The organism is Streptomyces sp. NPDC021093, assembly GCF_044333135.1.
Taxonomy (GTDB): domain Bacteria; phylum Actinomycetota; class Actinomycetes; order Streptomycetales; family Streptomycetaceae; genus Streptomyces.
The window spans coordinates 427,265-444,351 of the sequence record NZ_JBIRQJ010000004.1; the positions used below are offsets into that span (position 1 = coordinate 427,265).

Annotated in this window: 11 protein-coding genes and 1 pseudogene; 7 read left to right on the forward strand and 5 right to left on the reverse strand. The window is 69.8% G+C overall.

The window, feature by feature from the left end; genetic code table 11:
• Nucleotides 1-70: 70 nt before the first annotated feature.
• From ACH4SP_RS14455 to ACH4SP_RS14470, 4 genes are all read right to left on the reverse strand, one after another.
• The gene (locus ACH4SP_RS14455) at nt 71-265 is read right to left on the reverse strand and encodes a hypothetical protein (RefSeq protein ID WP_398414421.1); all 195 of its coding nucleotides are present in this window, start codon (nt 263-265) and stop codon (nt 71-73) included.
• A gap of 3 nt (nt 266-268) precedes the next feature.
• Nucleotides 269-649 (reverse strand): hypothetical protein, encoded by a 381-nt coding sequence (locus tag ACH4SP_RS14460; RefSeq protein WP_398414423.1) that lies wholly within the window; start codon nt 647-649, stop codon nt 269-271.
• Between the two features lie 18 nt (nt 650-667).
• The gene (locus ACH4SP_RS14465) at nt 668-1,570 is read right to left on the reverse strand and encodes a LysR family transcriptional regulator (protein WP_398414425.1); all 903 of its coding nucleotides are present in this window, start codon (nt 1,568-1,570) and stop codon (nt 668-670) included.
• A 71-nt stretch (nt 1,571-1,641) separates the two neighbouring features.
• Nucleotides 1,642-2,952: an MFS transporter gene (locus ACH4SP_RS14470; RefSeq protein ID WP_398414427.1), complete on the reverse strand. Its 1,311-nt coding sequence runs from the start codon at nt 2,950-2,952 to the stop codon at nt 1,642-1,644.
• Nucleotides 2,953-3,258: 306 nt separating this feature from the next.
• On the opposite strand from ACH4SP_RS14470, the gene ACH4SP_RS14475 reads away from it, so the two are divergent.
• The 3 genes from ACH4SP_RS14475 (at nt 3,259) to ACH4SP_RS14485 (ending at nt 11,780) form a co-directional block, all read left to right on the forward strand.
• Complete coding sequence (locus tag ACH4SP_RS14475) at nt 3,259-3,912, forward strand: DUF2975 domain-containing protein (RefSeq protein ID WP_398414429.1); 654 nt, start codon at nt 3,259-3,261, stop codon at nt 3,910-3,912.
• 145 nt (nt 3,913-4,057) lie between these two features.
• Nucleotides 4,058-4,438 (forward strand): hypothetical protein, encoded by a 381-nt coding sequence (locus ACH4SP_RS14480; protein WP_398414432.1) that lies wholly within the window; start codon nt 4,058-4,060, stop codon nt 4,436-4,438.
• Nucleotides 4,439-4,841: 403 nt separating this feature from the next.
• On the forward strand, nt 4,842-11,780 hold the full coding sequence (locus tag ACH4SP_RS14485) for a GEVED domain-containing protein (RefSeq protein ID WP_398414434.1): 6,939 nt from the start codon (nt 4,842-4,844) through the stop codon (nt 11,778-11,780).
• Nucleotides 11,781-11,987: 207 nt separating this feature from the next.
• Here ACH4SP_RS14485 and ACH4SP_RS14490 read toward each other — a convergent pair whose 3' ends face one another.
• Nucleotides 11,988-12,836, reverse strand: coding sequence for a PIG-L family deacetylase (locus tag ACH4SP_RS14490; protein WP_398414436.1), 849 nt, complete (start codon nt 12,834-12,836; stop codon nt 11,988-11,990).
• 534 nt (nt 12,837-13,370) lie between these two features.
• Here ACH4SP_RS14490 and ACH4SP_RS14495 point away from each other — a divergent pair.
• From ACH4SP_RS14495 to ACH4SP_RS14510, 4 genes and pseudogenes are all read left to right on the forward strand, one after another.
• A pseudogene (locus ACH4SP_RS14495) lies at nt 13,371-13,603 on the forward strand (transposase); the annotation flags it as partial.
• Between the two features lie 286 nt (nt 13,604-13,889).
• Entirely contained in the window at nt 13,890-14,906 is a 1,017-nt protein-coding gene (locus ACH4SP_RS14500) for a helix-turn-helix domain-containing protein (RefSeq protein WP_398414438.1), read from the forward strand.
• 152 nt (nt 14,907-15,058) lie between these two features.
• Nucleotides 15,059-15,511 carry a flavin reductase family protein gene (locus ACH4SP_RS14505; protein WP_398414440.1) on the forward strand — a complete coding sequence of 151 codons (453 nt, stop codon included), beginning with the start codon at nt 15,059-15,061 and terminating at the stop codon, nt 15,509-15,511.
• A 246-nt stretch (nt 15,512-15,757) separates the two neighbouring features.
• A complete protein-coding gene (locus ACH4SP_RS14510) occupies nt 15,758-17,083 on the forward strand; it encodes an aminotransferase class V-fold PLP-dependent enzyme (protein ID WP_398414442.1) in 1,326 nt (441 codons plus the stop codon).
• Nucleotides 17,084-17,087 lie beyond the last annotated feature (4 nt).

A 17,087-nucleotide genomic window follows, 5' to 3' on the forward strand; every position in this document is an offset into this window, starting at 1 on the left:
GCGTGTGTTCCGTCTCTCCGTACTCCTGGGGGTGGGCCGGTCGCGCTCCGGCACGTACCCCTGGGGGCGTTCAGCTCCCGCCGTCCACGATGGCGCGCAGATCGGCGAGGTAGACGGCGAAGCGTTCCCGCCCGCTCTCGGAGAGGCCGACGTGGGTGACGCGCTGGACCCGGTTGAGGACGGCGATGATGGCCAGCCGGTTGGGGGAGTGGATGAGATCGGCCAACGCCTCGCGCGGCGGTCGGGCTGCCGTGTCATCCGTCATCGTTCACCGCCTCCAGCGCAGTACGAGGTAGACGGCGGCCGCCAGGGTGGGCGCGGCGGCGGCCACCAGGTGACCGGTCAGCGTGCCGGGTCCGTTGTCGAAGACGAGGCCGGCGCCCGGCAGGGAGAGGGAGACGACGCCGCAGAACCGGACGGCCATCTCCGGCTTGGTGTGGGGCCTCCTGCGCACGGCTACCTCATGGTGGCCGCTCCATCCGAACAGCAGCGTCAGGGCGGCGAGGTACACGCAGATGCCCGCCCACCGGGGCAGATCGCTCTCCAGCGCGACGACAAGACCCGCGTAGAGGCCCACCAGCGTGACCACCCCGATGATGCGTTCACCGAGGGGAGCGGGGCGGGAGAGGTCGGGTGCCGCGTCGATCACGGCCAGCTGGTCGGATGGTTACGCCCCTGCTGGGACCGTCACTTTCGAGCCCTGTACGAAGCCGGACCGCCCGCCGGTCCGGCCCTCCTGCCGCAGTGCCTGGCCGAAGGCCGCCGCGTAGGGGTGGGGGTCGGCACGGGGATAGGCGTACGTGAGGACGGCGGACGGGGCGCCCGAGAGCGGCAGGTACAGGACGTCCGGGTCCGGATGCTGCGCGGCCACCGAAACCGGGAGCACACCGACACCGCGGCGGGCGGCGACGGCGTGCAGGTACTCCTCGATGTTGCCGGTCTCCGCGCCGATCTCGGGGGCGGCGTCGGCCGGCCAGTCCTGCGGGGTGAGCGTGCCGCTGACGGTGTTGACGATGAGACAGCGGCGTCCGAGGTCGCGCCAGGTGACCCGCTCGCGCACGGCCAGGGTGGATCTGCGGGAGACCGCCGCGATGTACGGCTCCCGCAGGATCTCGGTGGTGACCAGTCGCGGATCGTGGACGGTCCCCCAGAGCAGGGCCGCGTCGACGGCGCCCTCGCGCAGCCCGGCGGTGCGGTCGTCCCGGCGCACGGTCTGCACGAGGACGAGATCCCGCTCCTCCAGCGTGGCCTGCGCCTGGCGGCCGCGCTGGAGGGGGAAGCCCCAGGCATAGCCGAGCCGCAGCGAGTGCTGCGGCTCGGCGGGCCTCAGCGCCGTGTCCAGCTGGGGCAGCAGGACCTGGAGATCGGCCTGCAGCCGGCGCCCCTCCGCGGTGAGGCGGGGGTGGCGGCTGCTGCGGTCCACCAGCGTCCGCCCCAGCACCTCCTCCAGGCGCTGGATCTGTCGGCTGAGAGTCGGCTGGGAGATGCCGAGACGGTCGGCGGCCCAGGTGAAGTGCTGTTCCTCGGCCAGCGCGAGGAAACATCGCAAGTGACGCAGCCCGATATCCATGGGGGCAATGCTAGTCAGTTGCAACTGGCTTCCCATATGACTGTTTTCGCAGGTCAGGCGGGTCAGGCTGGTTATGCGGCCTTCTCCCCGCGGCGGACGGCGCCCCGCACCACGGTCAGGTGCAGCACGAGGGCGACCAGGGAGAGTCCGCCCGTCCAGTACGGCAGGGTGGACGGGGCGGCGCCGAGGCCCAGCACCAGGCCGCCGAGCGCGGACCCGATGCCGCTGCCGAGATAGACGGCGGAACTGTTGAGCGAGACGGCGATCGTGGGCTGCTGGGGCTGGGCCGCGATGAGCTGGTGCTGCTGCGGCACTTGTACGGCCCAGCCGGCCGCGCCCCAGATCACGAGCGGGACGATGGCCGCGGCCGCGGCGGCATGAGCGGCGGCGGGCAGGACGAGCTGGCTGGCCACGATGAGCACCAGGACGCAGGTGACCGCGGTGAAGGGACGCCGGGTCCGGTCCACGACGGGGCCGATGAGGAGGCTGCCGATGATGCCGCCCGCGCCCCAGGCCCACATGGCCCAGACCGTCTGATCGGTGTGGGCGGCGTCGGCGAGGAACTCGGCGAGGTAGGTGTAGAGACCGAGGCTGGCGATGCCGCCGAGCAGCGAGACGGTGACGATGCCGGTGACCCGGCCGCTGGCGAGGGCGCGGACCCGCTGGCCCAGCGGGGGCGGCGGGCTCACATCGATCTTCGGCAGCCGCACGATGCCGAGCAGAGCGACCGCGCCCAGTCCGGTGATCAGCCACAACGTGCCGCGCCACCCCATGTGGTCGGCGAGGAGCATGCCGACCGGGACGCCGATGACGGTGCCGATGCTCAGTCCGCCCATGACGGTGGCGAGCGCGCGACCGCGCCGTTCCGGAGTGGTCAGGCCCGCTGCCGTGGCCGCGGCTGTGGGGGAGTACACGCCCGCGCCGATGCCCGCCACCGCGCGGGAGATCAGCAGGACCGCCAGCGAGGGGGCGAGGGCGGTCAGCGCGTTGCCGATGGTGAAGACCACGAGCGCCACGCCGAGCACCACCTTCGCGGACCGCTTGGCCAGGAGGGTGGCGAAGACCGGCCCGCCCAGCGCGTAGCAGAGGGTGAAGACGGTGACCATCTGCCCGGCCGACGAAGCGGAGATGTGCAGATCCGCCGAGACGTGGGGCAGCAGCCCCGCCATCACATAGGCGTCCACTCCCAGCGCGAACGTGCCCAGCGCCAGCAGCGGGATGAACTTGCCACGGCCGCCCTTGGCCTGCGCGGCGCCTGGTGCCTGTGCGGCGCCGCTCTGTGTGCCGCCGCTCTTCGTGGCGCTGTTCTGCATGCCGCCGCTCTGCGTGCCGCTGTTCTCTGTGGCGCCGTTCTGTCTGGCGCTGTTCTGTGTGGCGCTCATCCGAGGCGCTCCAAGTCCGTTTCGGTGCTGATCTGTCGGCCGCGGCGGGAAGCGGACGACCGGTCCGGTCACCACGGCCTTCTCCGCACGCAGCTTGCAAACGAAGGAATTACATACACCGAACCCCCTCCTTACAAGACGATCTCCCGCATCTCTCATGCATTTCCTGTATGGCCGCTGGTAGTTGAGTCGAGTACGGCCCTTGAGATGCCAGTCACACGGCCGAGGTGGGACTCGCCTCGTTGACGGCGCATATCGTTTTTCGATAGCATCGAAAAACGATATGCCGCGGGGAGGCCGAGGAACATGAACAACACGTCCTGGTGGACGAGGGCGAACGACCACATCCTGGAACTGGCCCTGGGTCTCGCCCTGTTGCTGGTGGCGCTCTTCCGCGTCCTCTTCCCGGTACTCGGGATCGCCGACCCGTGGTCGCCGGCGGACTCGCGTACGGTCCGCGTCGACGACGCCGCGCAGCTGCCCGAAGCCGCAGCATCCGGGACCGCAGCATCCGGGACCGCAGTATCCGGAACTGCGACATCCGGAACCGTGACACTGCGCGGCTCCGGCCACGCCGAGCTGGTCCTCACGGACGCCGGGCTCGGGGACCGCCTGCTCCTCGCCCTCCCCGGGGTCGTGGGCGGCCTGCTGCTGATCGCCGTCCTCGCCGTCCTCCTGCGGATGGCCCGCACCTTCCGGGTCGGCGACTTCTTCGTGCCTCGGAACACGTGGCGTCTCACCGCCATCGCCGGTGCCCTCGTACTGATGGGCACCCTCGTCCCCCTCCTCGGCATGATGACCACGAACCTCCTGGTCCGCGGGACACCACTGGCGGAGGCGATCCGGCCCGCCGAGGACTACGCGGTCCTGCCGGTGTTCCTGGCGCTGCTCGTCGGCGCCGTGGCCCAGGCGTTCCACAGCGGAACCCGGCTGCGCGCCGACACCGACGGGCTGGTCTGAGACCGACGCCGGCGCCGGCCTCGGTCACCGCCGACAGGGCGCCCCAGGCACCTTCAACTCCTGCGCGGCGTACAAGACCTGAGTGACTGTCACCTCTCCATGCGCCGCCCACTCCTCCGACCCCGCCACGGCGTAGGGTCCAGGGATGGACACAACGGACCCGGCACCCCGCGTCCTCGTGATCGGGTTCGACCCGTATCGGGTTCCCGGGCCCTGGGATCCCCAGCCGGTGGCCGACGCGATGGAGGTGGGCCTGGCCCGATTCGCCGAGCACGGCGTCGGCGTGGAGACCTGTCTGTTCGGGCTCGACGGCAGCGACGACGTGGCGGCGGTCGTCGCTGCCGCCCTGGCCGCCCGGCCCTGGGAGTGCGTCGTTGTCGGCGGCGGTGTGCGGAAGCCCGAAGACCAACTTGAGCTGTTCGAGCAGGTGATCAACCTGATTCGACGACACGCTCCCGACGCGGCGATCGCGTTCAACACCAACCCGACGGACACCTTCGACGCGGCTGCCCGCTGGATCGCCTGAGCCACTCCTACCCCACCTCGCCAGGATCCGCAGCGCCAGCGAGCGGCGCACGGCTGCCCTCGTCGTCCGCACAGCCCTCGCAGCAGTGAATTCCCACCGGTACGGGCAGGGCCGTTTGTGTACCGGGGCTGGGCCGGACGGGTGGGTATGGCAAGCCAATGATCTGTTTTTCCGTCCGTCTCCTGTGAATGTGCCCGAGAACCGGTGGTCGACCGGAGCGAGGCCAGGGACGTGAGGGCATGGAGAAGACCTTTCGGGCGAGGACGGCAGGTGTGCGTTCTGCCCTGCCGTCGGTCCGACGGCCTTCCCGCACGGAGTCCCAGCGAGTTCTTCGCGATGTCGCAGAAAACAATGGGACGAGGCAGGGGTCATGAGGATGTCGGGCGGAGTTCCATGGAGGGCGGTGTGGGGCAGACGCCCCGCACCGTCCCTGTCGCGCGGAATGCGGACGATGCTGGTGGGCGTCCTCGCGGCGACTCAGCTGGCGGGCCTGGGCACGGGCATGGGCGTGGCGTGGTCCGCGGCGGACCCCGGGGCATCCGCGAGCCCGTCCGCGAGTGCATCGGCGAGCGCCTCGGCAATGCCGGGGCCGAGCGCGAGCCCCGGCGCTGGGCAGAGCCCGACACCGAGCTCCTCACCGAGCCCCTCGTCGACCTCTTCGCCGACCTCCTCGCCGTCGACGCAACCCCGGCACACCGCGGAAGCCAGCCCGGCGCCACGACGCAAGTCCCTGCCCGCACCGGCCCGAAGCACCGGTGACGACGACGGGACGCGCACCAGGGCGCAGAAGGCGGACAGCTACGCGGTCTCCGGCAAGACCGGAACCGGCACCCTGCCCAGCGGCACCACGGTCACCATCACCGCCACCGCCACCGACCAGAACGTCCTCTCCCCGGGCCTGGACAAGGCGACGCCCACCGCGCCCGACGGCCTGGTGGACTCCGGTGCGGTCGGGATCCAGGTGCCCACGGGCGGCAGCACCGACTACGGGGAACGCGGCACGGTCACCTACACGTTCAGCCGCCCGGTGCGTGACCCCCGGCTGCACATCGCCGGCCTCGGCGCGTCGCCGAACACGAACATCCGGCTGCGCCTGACCGGCAGTACACCGGCCGGGGCGGCGCAGACCTGGACCAGGATGGCGGGTTTCCAGGACTGGACGGTCTCCGGCACCCAGATCTCCAACACCCTCGACGGTACGAATGCCGGCTGCGCGTTCACCAGTACGGCGACGGTGGTCAAGGCGGGCTGCGGCACGGTCCGCGTCGACGGCACGGTCAGCAGCGTCACGCTCGCCGTGGACGCCCGTAACACCAAGGGCCAGCAGGAGTCCGACGGCGCACGCTTCATGGCCACCGTCGACGAGGACTTCTCCAACTCCGCCGCTCTGCCCGCGGCCGCGCACACCCTCTCCGACCTGAAGCTCGGCGCCCTGTCGACGGGCGACAGCCCGGACGCGGTGGTCACCGCCCCCGGTGTCAGAGCGGACGACGACGCGGACGGCGTCGCCTCGTGGCCGACCACCGGGTCGCAGAAGGCTGGTGAGCCTTACGCGGTGGACGTGGCGCTCACCTCGCCCTCGGCCTCGATCCTCGCGGGCTGGGTGGACTGGAACGGCAACGGCACCCTGGAGGACGGCGAGCGGGCCGAGGCCGCGCCCGCCGCCGGTGCCACCACCGCCCGGCTGAACTGGACGATCCCCGAGGACGTGAAGGGGGGCACGCATCAGGCCCGTATCCGCCTCGGACACGACGCCACCGACGTGCGCAAGCCGACCGGCTGGGCCGACTCCGGCGAGGTCGAGGACTACACGGCGCAGGTGACCAGGGCCGCAGGACTGGAGGTCGCCAAGAAGGCCGACACCACGACGCCGCGCCTGGGCGACGAGGTCCTGTTCACGGTCTCGGTGACGAACAAGGGCCCGGACGACACCACGAACGTAAAGGTCACGGACAAGCTCCCGGCCGGACTGACCTACGTCTCCGACGACTCGGGCGGGAAGTACGACGCGGCGAGCGGAGTGTGGAGCGTCGGGAACCTGAAGGCGGGGGAGACCAAGAGCTTCAACCTGGTGGCCGACACCACCAGACAGGGCGAGATCGTCAACACCGTGGGGCAGGCCGTCTCCGACGAGCTGAACCCCAGTACGAGCTCCGCCTCGGTGACGCTGAAGGTCGGCCCGGCCGGCGCCTGTCCGAAGATCTCGAACCTGACCAACGGCAGCTTCGAGGCACCGAAGAACACCCAGCCCGTGCAGTTCCGCGGCGACGCCAGCCAGCCGCCCCCGAACGTACCGGGCTGGCTCACCACCGCATCCGACCGCAAGATCGAGACCTGGCGCGGACCGAACCATCCGGCGGGCACGTTCCCGGCGGCCGACGGCGACCAGTGGGCCGAACTCAACGCCAACGAAGTGTCCACGCTCTACCAGGACTTGGCGACCACACCCGGCCTGACCATGCACTGGCGGATGTTCCACCGGGGCCGCAAGGGCGACGACACCATGCAGGTCCGCATCGGCTCGTCGGACGGCCCGCTGACCGCCCAGACGCCGACGGGTGCCTCCTCGCCGAACATCACCACCGGCATGGGCGCCTGGAAGGAGTACCGGGGTACGTACACGGTGCCCGCCGGGCAGCGCATCACCCGCTTCGCCTTCGCCGCCGTCAGCAGCGCGGGCGGCAACGACGCGGTGGGCAACTTTCTCGACGGCGTCCGCTTCGGCACACCGGCCTGCCTGGCACCGAAGAAGTCCGTGGTCAGGACCCCGGACCGGACTCCTTCACAGCCCACCGACATCCTGACCTACACCGTCGAGGCCACCAATGAGGGCGGTTCCGACGCCTTCGACGCCTTCCTGCGCGACCCGGTCCCCGCCAACTCCGACTTCGTCCCCGGCTCCATCTCGGTCACCGGGCCCGACGGGAGTACGACGGCGATCTCGGACGCCGACGGCTACGACAGCGCCAACAACCGCGTCACGGCCCCCATCGGCAGCGGCAACCCGCGCAAGGTGGCGCCCGGCGAGACCTGGAAGATGACGTACCAGGTCAAGGTCGGCAAGGTGCCGGGCGGCAGCAAGGTCGTCAACCAGGCCACGGCGGGCTGGAAGGACACGGCGGGCGCCCAGGACACCACGGAGCGCGAGACCAACACCACCGTCACGGACATCGACTCGACAGTGGACATCAGGGTCGAGGCCAGTGACGCGACGATCGCGCCGGGAGCCAGCGGCGAGATCACCCTGACGACGACCAACGACGGCCCCGACGACGCCGAGGGCGTCAAGACCGTCTACGAGATCCCGCCGGGCACCACGGTCGACACCTCGTCCCTGCCCGCGGGCTGCACCAGTACGGAGAGCGGCCCGGTCACCTGCGTCATCGGCGATCTGGCCGAGGGAGCCAGCGCGAAGCACACCATCACGCTGAAGGTCCCCGCGGACGCCGCACCCGGCACCGTCACGGGCACGGCGACGACCAGCACCACGTCCAACGAACCCGCCGAGTGGCTGGGCAACAACAAGGACACCAACAAGGTCACCATCGGCCGGCGCAGCATCGCGCTGGAGATCAAGAAGACCGCGGCACCCGACCCGGCCACCGTGGGCGACAAGGTCACGTACACCCTCACCACCACGAACAACGGACCGTCCGACGCGCTCAAGGTCAGGATCCAGGACACCGTCCCGGCCCACTTCACCGGCGTCGTCTGGTCGTGCAGGGCCAACGGGAGCACCGACTGCGGCTCCGGCACCGGCCCGGCAGTCGACACCACCGTCGCCAGGATCGAGGCGGGGAAGACGGCGGTCATCACGGTGACCGGCACCCTCCGGACCACCGCGGGCAATGACCCGGTCAGGAACACGGCGACGGCGACGGGCCCCACCGACGCCGATGACACCAACTGCCCCGACAAGAAGGGGCCGTGCGCGCACGAGGACGTGCACGAGCTGGGCACCAAGAGCCTGAAGCTCACCAAGTCGGTCTCGACCAGCGAGCCGCTGCCCGGCCAGGAGATCACCTACACGGTCCGGGTGGAGAACACCGGCTCACTGCCCTATACGGGGGCGTCGTTCGAGGACGACCTGAGCGATGTCATCGACGACGCGACGTACGTCACGGGCAGCGAATCGGCCGACATCGGCACCGCGCGGTACACCGCGCCGAAGCTGACCTGGCAGGGCGACGTTCCCGCCGGGGCCACCGCCACCGTCGTCTACAAGGTGAAGGTCGACTCGCCTCCGCAGGGCAACAAGGTCCTCAAGAACGCAGTCACTTCGGAGGTTCCCGGCACCAACTGCCCGCAGGGTTCGAAGGATCCGGAGTGCACCAGTCCGGGCGGTGAGGTCGCCGACCTGAGGTTCAAGAAGACCTCGGACGCCAAGTCCCCGATCAAGCTGGGCGACAAGGTCACGTACACGGTGACGATGTCGAACGAGGGCAGGGCCGACTACCCGGGCGCCCGGTTCGAGGACGACCTGTCGGACGTCATCGACGACGCGACGTACAACAACGACGAGTCGGCGACGTCGGGTTCGGTGTCGTACGCGGCGCCGAAGCTGACCTGGACCGGTGACGTTCCGGCGGGCGCTACGGTGACGGTCACGTACAGCGTGACGGTGAACAAGCCCGCCACCGGGGACGGCAAGCTCGACAACGCGGTGACGGGCCCGGAGGGCTCCAACTGCGAGAAGGGCTCCACCCACCCGGACTGCAAGACCCCGCCGGGCGGGGGCGACATCGCCGACCTGCGGGTCAAGAAGACGTCCGACGCCGAGTCCCCGGTCAACCCGGGCGACCAGGTCACCTACACGGTCACGGTGTCCAACCACGGCAAGGGCGACTACACGGGCGCCCGGTTCGAGGACGACCTGACGGGTGTCCTGGACGACGCGACGTACGACAACGATGAGTCGGCGACGTCGGGTTCGGTGGAGTACACGGCGCCGAAGCTGACCTGGACCGGTGACGTACCGGCCGGTGCCACCGTCACGGTCACCTACACCGTGACGGTGAAGCTGGGCGGGGACGCGCAGCTGCACAACCAGGTGGTCGCGCCCGACACCAACTGCGCTGCCGATGAGGCCACTTCGGCCCCCGAATGCAGTACGACGCTGGACATGCCCACCGTCGAGGTGTCCAAGAAGGCCGACAAGCAGAGCGCGCGGGCCGGGGACAGGGTCACGTACACCGTGACGCTGAAGAACACCGGCACCACCCCGGCGCTGGGCATGACGGTCCGCGACGACCTCACCGGCGTGGTCGACGACGCGGTCCTGGACACCGCGAGCCTGAAGGCGACCGCGAACCCGGCCGCACCGGTCGACGCGCCCACCTACGACGCCGCGGGCAAGCGGGTCGACTGGGCCGGGGACATCGCCCCCGGGGCGACGGTGACGCTGACCTACACGGTCACCGTGAAGCAGACCGGCGAGCTGGGCGACCACCTGCTGCGCAACGCGGTGACCACCTCGCTGGGCGGCTGCGCGGTCACCCGCCTGAACCGGGCGGCGTGCACCACTGCCACTCCGGTGGCCGCGCTCGCACTGCGCAAGACCTCGGACGCGAAGTCCCCGGTCAAGCCGGGCGACCAGGTCACGTACACGGTGACGCTGTCCAACCACGGCAAGGGCGACTACACGGGCGCCCGGTTCGAGGACGACCTGACGGGTGTCCTGGACGACGCGACGTACAACGACGACGAGTCGGCGACGTCGGGTTCGGTGTCGTACACGGCGCCCAGGCTGACCTGGTCCGGGACCGTCCCGGCCGGTGGCACGGTGACGGTCACGTACTCGGTGACCGTCGACAACCCGATCAAGGGGGACAAGCAGCTCAACAATGCGGTGACCGGTCCTGAGGGGTCGAACTGCGAGCCGGGCTCGAAGGCCCCGGAGTGCACCAGTCCGGGCGGGAAGATCGCCGACCTGCGGATCAAGAAGACGGCGGACAAGAACGACTCGGTGAAGTTCGGCGACACGATCACCTACACGGTGACCGTGTCCAACCCGGGCACGGCCGACTTCCCCGGGGCCACCTGGAGCGACGACCTGAGCGCGGTGCTGGACGACGCCGACTACCAGGACGACGCGAACGCCTCCTCGGGCTCAGTGTCCTACCAGGCACCCAAGCTGACCTGGACCGGCGACCTGCCGGCCGGCTCCACGGCGACGATCACGTACTCGGTCAGGGTCGGGCTCGGCGGCGACGGCAAGCTGCGCAACCTGGTGACCGCCGACCACGGCAACTGCACCCCGCAGCAGGCGGCCACGAACGCCGACTGCCACGTCGTGCACGAGAAGCCCGACGTCAAGGTCGCCAAGAGCGTCGACAAGACCGTGGCCAGGCCCGGCGAGAAGATCACCTACACCGTCACCCTGCACAACACCGGCGGCGTCCCCGCCCGCGGCGTGGACGCGATCGACAACCTGACCAACGTCCTGGACGACGCCACCCTGGACACGGCAAGCCTGACCGCCACCTCCGACCCGACCGCTCCCGTCCCGGCACCGGTCTTCGACGCCACGACCAACAAGCTCACCTGGCACGGCGACATCGGCGCCGGGGCCACCGTCACACTGACCTACACGGTCACCGTGAAGGGCCACCGGGACCTGGGCGACCACCTGATCACCAACACCCTGACCACGTCCCTGGACGGGCACCGCGCGCTGCGCGACGTCCGCCGCATCCACGCCACCACCACCAAGGTGGCCACCATGGAGCCGGCCAAGTCCTCCGACGCGGGCAAGGACGTCCGCCCCGGCGACAAGGTCACGTACACGGTGAAGATCACCAACAAGGGCACCGCCCGCTACACCGGCGGATCCTTCACCGACGACCTGACCCACCTGCTCGACGACGCGACGTACAACAACGACGCCCGCGCGAGCGGCGGCACCGTCGCCTACCAGGCCCCCGAGCTGACCTGGAACGGCGACATCGAACCGGGCGCCACGGTCACCGTCACCTACTCGGTCACCGTACGGCCGCTGGGCGCGGGCGACGGGAAACTCACCAACTGGGTGACGGGCACCAGCCCGGGCGCAGGCTGCCCGGCATCCGGCAACGACCCGGAGTGCAAGACGCCGCCGGTACCGGTCAAACCGACCGACCCGACCGGCCCGACGAAGCCGACTGACCCGACCAAGCCGACCGATCCGACCGGGCCCACGAAACCCACGAAACCCACGAAGCCGACGGGTGGATCCCTGCCCGACACTGGCGCCGGTACCTCGACGGAGTGGCTGACGTGGCTCGGGATGGTGGCAGGCGCGGCCGTACTGACCGGCACCACCCTCGTACTCAGGCGCCGGTCCGCCCACCGGAGCGGCCGCTGACCCTGACAGCCAAGTCCGGATCTTCCGGATCTTCCGGAAGATCCGGAAGGTAGCGAGGACACCGCGGGGCGGTACGGGAAGCAGCCCGTACCGCCCCGCCCCATACGGACGCGCGACGGACGGAATCGACGAACTGAGCGTCAGCTTTCCCGGTCCCCGGTCCCCGGTCGGACGGGACGGGCGGGCCAGCGGCGGATCAGCAGTGGATCAGCGCAGTCCGGCGAAGAGATCGTTCTCGGGTACGGCCGCGCCGGTGGTGTCCTTGACCCGTAGGAAGGTCTCCATGCCCATCAGCTCGCCGAACCTCTCCTTGCCCATCTTGAGGAAGAAGATGTTCTCGCCCTGGCTGGCGTGCGCGGCCAGCGCATCGAACTTCTGGCCGCTGAATCCTGTGGTGTCCACCCACGTGGTGATCTCATCGTCGGGGAGGCCGATCTCGGCCATCGCGGCGGCCTCGGCGGGATCCGGCTCCGGCTCCGGCTCCGGCATGTCCTCCTCCTGGAACTCCCGCATGGTCTCCCCGAACCGCTGCATCGCCGAGCGGGGCATCGTCGTCCAGTACACCTTCGGCGTCAGGCCGGTCATCTCCAGGGCCGCCATGGTGATGCGGTGGGCCTGGATGTGGTCGGGGTGGCCGTAGAAGCCGTTCTCGTCGTAGGTGACGACCACATCGGGCCGGTAGTGCCGCATGAGCTCCGCGAGTCGGGCGGCGCCTTCCGCCACGGGGGTCTGCCAGAAGGAACCGGGAGCGTCGTTGCTCGGCCAGCCCATCATCCCGGAGTCGGCGTAGTCCAGCGTCTCCAGATCGCTGATCTTCAGGACGTCACAGCTCTCCTGGAGTTCTTTACGGCGCATCAGGGCGACGGCCGCCGGATCGTGCCCGGGGTCGCCCGGTTTGACACCCCCCGGCCCGTCACCGCAACCGCCGTCGGTACAGGTCACGAGAACCGTGCGGACGCCTTCCGCCGCGTACCGCGCGAGGACCCCTCCGGTCCCGGTGGCCTCGTCGTCGGGGTGGGCGTGCACTGCCATGAGCGTCAAGGGCCGGTCAGTCATGAAACAGTCCTCCTGCAGAGATACGTCTTGGTCCGAGCGCGCGGCGGTCGTACCGCGATCCGGGGGCCCGGAACCCGGCAGGGCGGACGACCTCGCGCTCTCCGTGCTCCCCACCGGTGCGGCGCCGGCCCCTCGGTCGATGCAACCGCGCCGCACGGGCCGCCTGTTCCCGTACCGGCCGCTCGGCTTTCGAGCAGATCGCACGCGGACCTCGTTCACGTACCTGGCGCAGGGCGCTCGAACCGCCCCGGACAACAACAAAGCCCCGGGCCGCCGGCCTGGGGCTTTCGTGTGTGCTGCGTGGCGCGGGTGACGAGAATCGAACTCGCGCTCTGAGCTTGGGAATCATCCAGTACTTCAACTAGTAAAGGGCCTCTGACCCGGGAATCGTTGCTTCGGGCTTGTGCCGGACGCTGTTGCTGAACCCCGGTATTGACCGCTGTTTGCCGCTCCGACTGGCACGCTATGGCACGAGTCCTGGTACGTGGCTGCGAAGTCGGGTTCGGCCAGGCTGCTGAGGAAGGGTAGCGGGGCATACCCGTAATCCCTGTCCGGGGCGATGGCCGTTCGGTTGTCCCGCAGGCCGGGTCGGTGCCGCTGGTCGAGACAGTCCGCAAGACGGGGCTGGGCGGTTCGATATCGGCGGCGCTGGTGCCGTGGCGCAAGCCGTGGGCGGTGCACGACCCGGGCAAGGACTGCTGGATGTCGCGCTCGCGACGGCTCTTGGCGGAGACTGCCTGGCCGATGCCGCAATGCTGCGGGCCGAAGTGGGCTCGCGGGTGCGGGAGTTGGCCGGGGTAAGCGGCCCGGTCCGCCGAGGGTGGCGCAAGGCTGCCCCCGAAGGCGTGGTGGGGGCTTGCGGAAAACCTTGCCGGAAACTCGTTGGTCGAGTTCTGGCGCGGAACCGTAAACGCCTTGTTCGGGCGATAGCCAACTGACCCCGAGGGCGGCTTTGTTATTCGCGATTCAATCATTCTCGGGTAATTGATCGCATGCTGGTAACATGCGCGCCCGTTTCTACGCTTTTTGGCAAAGGAAGGCAGCGCAAGCACTGTGACCGAATCTCAGGGGCGGCGGCCGGGTGGCTTTGTGCAGGAGTTCTCGACACGGGAGGGGCAACGGGGGACGAGGGTCGACTGGCAGGAGCTGGTGCGGGACTCGTTCGGCGGGGCGCAGGTCGATCCGCTGCGGGGGTCGGAGATCTCCGGGACCATCACACAGTGCAGGCTCGGGGAGGTGCAGGTGTCAACCGTCGACGTCGATCCGCATCTCCTGGTGCGCGACCAGGTGCGTGCGGCGGACCGGAGTTGCCGCTATGTGAGTCTGTGCAGCGTTGTAAACGGGGAGGTGTACGTCGATCAGGACGGGCGGCAGTCGCTGGCCGGGGCCGGGAGCCTGATCGCCTTCGACGGGACGCGCGAGCATGCGTTCATGACGGACGAGCGGCTGCGGATGATCGTACTGCTGCTGCCGCATGACGGGACCGGGCTCACGCCGGGCGCCTCGCGGGCTCTGACCGTGGCGCCGTGGCGTGGTGACCGGGGGGTCGGCGCCCTGCTGCAGCAGATGCTGGGCGGAGTGATGGGGCGGGTCGGGGAGTTGGAGGGCTCCCGCGGGGACTCCGTCGCGGTCGGCAGCAGCATCTCCCATCTGGCGTCCGCACTGTTCGCCGAGCGCCTCGGCGGAGTCCCCGACGAGCAGCCCGGCGGTCCGAACCTGGCCCTCTTCCTGCGGATACAGACGGGCGCCCGTACACAGCTCGGCGATCCCGAGCTCGACTCGGCCGCCCTCGCCCGACGGCACCACATCTCGCTGCGGTATCTGCAGCTGCTGTTCCAGGAGCAGGGAACGAGTCCCGCGCGGTGGATCAGGGAAGAGCGGCTGCGCGGGGCCTACCGGGAGCTGGTTGATCCGCGGTTCGCGCAGCACACGGTCGGGGCGGTCGGGCAGCGCTGGGGGCTGCCGGACGCCTCGCAGTTCAGCCGCCTCTTCCGGGCCCGGTACGGAAGTACGCCCAGTGCCGTTCGGGCTCTGCGCGGTTCCGCAAGTGGCGCTGCGCTTCTCGACTAACCAGCGGTGAGCGCCGCGGCCTAGCGTCGGGAGCGACCACGCAAAGCCCTCTGCCAGGAAGGTCGTTCAGCGCCTTGACGGAACAACTTCTCTCCCCCGCACCGGAGTCCGCCGCCTTTCCGCGGGTCGACCCGGGAGAGTTCCGCTCTCTCATGGCCACGTTCCCGACCGGTGTGTCCGTTGTCACCACCGGCCGTGCGGGGGAGGGGGTATGGGGACTGACCTGCTCCTCCGTGGCGAGTGTCTCTGTCGAACCGCCGACGCTGCTGGTGTGCCTACGGCGCGGCAGCAAGACCCTCGATCCGCTGCTGCGGATCGGGACGTTCGCGGTGAACCTGCTGCACGGCGGCGGCCGCCCCGCAGCCGAGCTGTTCGCCTCCAGTGCCGCGGACCGCTTCGGACGGGTCGAGTGGGAGCTCGACCCGTCCTTCGGGGGTCCGCATCTCGTCGCCGACGCACACTCCATCGCGGACTGCCGGGTGGCCAGGACCCTTCAAGTCGGAGACCACACCGTGGTGTTCGGCGAGGTGTACCGCGTCACTCAGGACGCGGCCGAGGAGGCCGGCCCGCTGCTCTACGGGATGCGGCGATTCGGCGAGTTCTAGACTGCCCCCACACGCAAGGCATTCCAAGGTCGAAAACTTAATATGCCTTCGTTCTACCCGCCTCGCGACGGGTTGAGCCTTGGGTTTCTGTCCTTCGTGTTACGTTGTGCGTCGCTTGCTCGCGGGCATGGCGGCGTCGGCCCGCCGAGGTCGTTCTCTCCTGCTCTTTCCTGCCGGGTTGTTCGATGAGCGTGCTCACTTTCAAGCGGTGTACGGCTTTCCACCCGCAGCGAAGGAGCATTCCCCATGGCCTTGGATCTGGCCCGCCGTCGTTTCGTGCTCGGTTCGGGGGCGGTCGTCGGGGCCGCCGCCGCAGCGTCGGCCGTCGCCTCCACGGGTACGGCTCGCGCACTGCCCCCGAGCGGGCCCGTCTCGTACACGGACCGACGAGGCCGGATCGACTGGCGGGCGGTACGCGACGAATTCCGTCTGGACCGCTCCTGGACGCACCTGGCCGCCTTCCTGCTCACTTCCCACCCGCGCACCGTGCGCCAATCCATCGACCACTACCGGGAGTTGATGGACCGCGATCCGGTGTGGATCTGGGACCACTTCGACGCCGAATCGGCGCGGGTGCGCACCTCGCTGGCCGGCTACACCGGGGGCCGGCCCGATGAGATCGCTCTCACGCCCAACACCACGGTCGGCATCGGCCTGGTCTACAACAGCCTGAACATCCGCCCCGGGCAGGAGATGTTCATCAGCGAGCACGACCACCCGGTGCACCGGTGCACGGTCGACCTGGTGGCCCGTAGGTGCGGGGCGGTGGTGCGGGACGGCAAGCTCTACGACACCCCGGCCAAGGCCTCCGCGACCGAGGCAATGGAGCGGCTGCGCGCGGCCATCGGACCCAAGACCCGTACGGTCGGCGCGACTTGGGTGCACTCCAGCACCGGTGTGAAGCTGCCGATCCCCGCCCTCGCCGAGGTGGTGGCCGAGGCCAACCGGGGGCGGGCGGAGGAGGACCGCTGCTTCCTCGTCGTCGACGGGCTGCACGGTTTCGGCATCGAGGACGCCGACGCGGCGCGCCTGGGCGGGGACTTCTTCATATCCGGCACCCACAAGTGGCTGTTCGGGCCGCGCGGCACCGGATTCGTCTGGGGCCGCCCCGAGGCCTGGAAGCAGCTGTCACCGGTGATCTCGGCGACGTACCCCAAGCACGACCAGAACAGCCCGACCGGGCCGGCAGACATCGCCCCCGGCGCCTATTTCGCCTTCGAGCACACCTTTTCCGTGCCGGCTGCCGTCGACTTCCACCAGAAGCTCGGACGGCGCCCGGTCCAAGAACGCATTCACGGGCTCAGCACCCAGGTCAAGGAAGGGCTCGCCGATATTCCCGGTGTCACCGTGCACACCCCTCTGAACCCGGCCATGTCGTCAGGCATGACCTGTTTCGAGATCGACGGGATCGCACACCAGGAAGTCATCGACCAGCTGAAGGCGCGGCGCATTCGGGCCAGCGTGGCCGCGTACCGTGTCCACTATCCAAGGATCGGCACCGGCATCGTGAATTCTCCCGAGGAAGTCGACCACACGCTCGCCGCCATCCGGGACATCGCCGAACGGAAGTGACGGG